This is a genomic window from Mesotoga sp. HF07.pep.5.2.highcov (assembly GCF_003666285.1).
GTDB lineage: Bacteria > Thermotogota > Thermotogae > Petrotogales > Kosmotogaceae > Mesotoga > Mesotoga prima.
Genome location: NZ_JFHJ01000651.1, coordinates 1 through 2,963, shown reverse-complemented (window position 1 = coordinate 2,963; position 2,963 = coordinate 1). Strand labels below are relative to the sequence as shown.

The following is a 2,963-nucleotide window of genomic DNA, read 5'->3' as shown; positions in this document are numbered from 1 at the left end:
TGCCATCATGGCAGTTTACATGATCAAGTCCAGAAGAATATCGCTATCACTTCTGACCCTTGTCCCACCGTTGGCTGCAGTAATGGTGATAATAGGAATAATGGGACTGCTCAAACTTTCTATAAACAGTCTTACGGTTATGATACCTTCGTTCATAATTATAATTGGCAGTGCTTACGGGATGCATTTCCTATCGAGATTTGAAGAAAACATCCATATGAAGAATGCCGTCAGAAGGACCATCCACGAAGAGAGAGTTCCTATACTCTTTTCTGCTCTAACAACTATGGCGGGCTTTTCTTCATACATCCTACTCGATATGAAGGCCTTTCAGGAAATGGGGATATTCGTCTGCTCCGGAATCTTTTTATCGGCGATTTTTACTATCACTGTCCTTCCGGGGCTTGTTACCCCTAAGGTGGGTACTAAACGCGAGGTTTTGCCACCGAGGGATGTTCATCCATTAGTTAAAAGAGCGGTTATCTGGGTTGTCGTTGCCACAAGTATTGTCTCTCCCTTACTAATCATCACTATTCCAATGACGATTGATCAGTATAATTTTTTCAAGGAGGATTCAGAGATCAGAGAAAGCGCAAGAACGATGAAGGAAGCCTTCGGTTGGTTGACGAATTATACTCTCATGGTCGAACCTGCAGAGGGAGGGAGCATTTCATTCACAGGTGACCAGGTTGAGAATCTAGAAGCTTTCGAACGGGAGCTGAAGGGGATTGAAGGAGTTTCAAAGGTTTTGAGTCTCTTTGACCTTTCGAGAGAAACCAACGTACCCTTACCTTTGTTGATCAGAGTGCTCAACTCTACAGAGGCATTTGGTGATTCTACTTCACTTCTGGTCAGTGACAATGCGATCCGTTTCAACATCTTTTCATCTCAGAGCGACAGCCTGAGTGCGGAGAGATTGAAAGCCGCAGTCGAAAAGGCCATAAGAAAATTCCCTGAAATGAACAAGAACTTCGAATTCACTCTGGCTGGAACAACTCTCATATGGGAGAGCGTCAATTCATCGGTAGTCAAGAACCAGATTCAAAGTCTCATTGTCTCATTCGGGCTTATCATTTTACTCCTGTTTTCTATATTCAGGAGCTTGAAGTCAACCATAATAGCTACTATTCCAATTCTGCTGACGGCACTGTTCAACTTCGTCTTCATGGCCGTTTTCAGGATTCCCCTGAGCATTTCTACGGCTCTTATTTCGGGAATGTTGATGGGACTGGTAATCGACTACGCCATCCATTTCACGATCTGGTTTAGGAGATTTGGTGATTCGCATAAAGCTTATGAACAAACGGCTAGGGCAATTCTTACAAATGGCATAAGTCTTGTTGCGGGTTTCTCCGTTTTGCTCCTGACACCATTACTGCTTTATGTGGATGTAGCGAAACTTATGGTAAGCGGGCTAGCTGTGGGGATGGTTCTTACCCTAATACTTCTCCCCGAAATCGCATCGAGGAGTGAAAGGTTTTTGAGCAGGGCCAAAGACTCAGACTGATATAATTCTTATAATAATCAAATGGAGGTGCGCGGTTCTGAAAGCACTTGTTTCTCTTCTCCCAGAGGATTTGGATCGTTTCGTCAGAGAGATATGGGATGAATTGAAGACCGAGTTTGGTTTTTATTCAGTTTTTCTAACCCCTTTTCCTCATATAACCTACTGCATTGTAGAAGAGGAGGAGACTGGAATCGACCCTTTGATCGAGGTCATAGCTTCCAGTACGCCCCCTTTGATGGCCAGAACGGAGTATCTAGGAGTCTTCTCCGGTGAGAAACCGGTGATCTTCATTGGACTCGCAAGGAATTCGCGTTTAGCATCTCTCCACCATGCTTTATGGATCAAACTCCGTGATTCGGTAAGCAACAGAGCGATCGCTTATGATGAAGACCACTGGATACCTCATATTACCGTCGTTTTTGGAGATGATCTTAAACGATCCAACATTGGTCCTGTTATGGAGAGACTTGTCTTCAGGGATTTTCATCACGAGTTTACAATAGACAATCTGACCATACTCGAAGAGGTTCCCGACGAAGGGATAGTTGTCAGGAAGAAGCTGAAGCTCGTCGGCCCGTCGAAGGAAGGTTGAGCTGTATCTGGCTCTTACAATCTCTTCTCAAAGGGTAAACAACTAGAAATCAAGCTTCTAGATTACCTGTTTGTTATAATCTATCCATAGAAGGAGGTAGATGCATGAGAAAAGTTGCCTGGAAGGACATAGATCTGAAGATCGTGCTACCGGAAGACGTGAAATCTACTGAATGCGTTGGCGAACTGGAAGAGTTTATAGGTCAGGAAAGAGCCATAAGGGCACTTGAGACTGGACTTCACATAGATGCGAAGGGTTACAATGTGTTCGTTTCGGGTACTACCAACACTGGCAGAAGGACCTTTGTAAGTCGCTATCTCAAAAAGAAAGTCGAGGGCACTAAGACCCCCGGAGACTGGATATACGTCTATAATTTTGACGACCCAAGGTCTCCAAACTCAATATCCTTGAAGCGGGGACGGGAAAGATATTTCAGAAGGAAATGAATGACTTTGTCGAGATAGCTATAAACTCCATTGGCGAGAGCTTTCAAAGCGAGGACTATCAGCAGAAAGTTACATCCTTACAGAATGAACAGTCGGAGAAACGTTCAAACATGTTGAAGGAACTCATTGAGAAGGCCAAAGAGAAAGACTACACCGTTCAAATAAACCAGACCGGAGTCGCAACAATTCCTATATGGAACGGAAAGCCACTTACACAGGAAGTATATGAGGCTCTTCCCGAAGATTATCAGAAGCAGATTACGAAAAAGGGCGAAGAGGTTCGTGAGCTGGTTAATTCATATCTTCTGAAACTGAGCAAGATGGAAAAAGACTTCGGCGAAAAGTATAAGGAACTGAACAGAAAAGTTGCCTCATTTGCCGTTGAAGGTCACATAAGGGAGATGAAGGATAGATTCAG

The 2,963-nt window shown here is 43.9% G+C and carries 3 protein-coding genes and 1 pseudogene; all 4 read left to right on the top strand.

Annotation, left to right across the window (positions count from 1 at the left end):
- The coding region (locus BG32_RS13870) for an RND family transporter (protein WP_121526999.1) at positions 1–1,507 on the top strand (1,507 nt) is incomplete at its 5' end.
- Positions 1,508–1,577: 70 nt separating this feature from the next.
- Positions 1,578–2,099 carry a 2'-5' RNA ligase family protein gene (locus BG32_RS13865; protein WP_006490065.1) on the top strand — a complete coding sequence of 174 codons (522 nt, stop codon included), beginning with the start codon at positions 1,578–1,580 and terminating at the stop codon, positions 2,097–2,099.
- 104 nt (positions 2,100–2,203) lie between these two features.
- Positions 2,204–2,545 (top strand): Lon-like protease helical domain-containing protein, encoded by a 342-nt coding sequence (locus BG32_RS16820; RefSeq protein ID WP_259459759.1) that lies wholly within the window; start codon positions 2,204–2,206, stop codon positions 2,543–2,545.
- Positions 2,542–2,963, top strand: a pseudogene (locus BG32_RS16815) (AAA family ATPase); the annotation flags it as partial. The gene BG32_RS16820 and the pseudogene BG32_RS16815, both read left to right, overlap by 4 nt.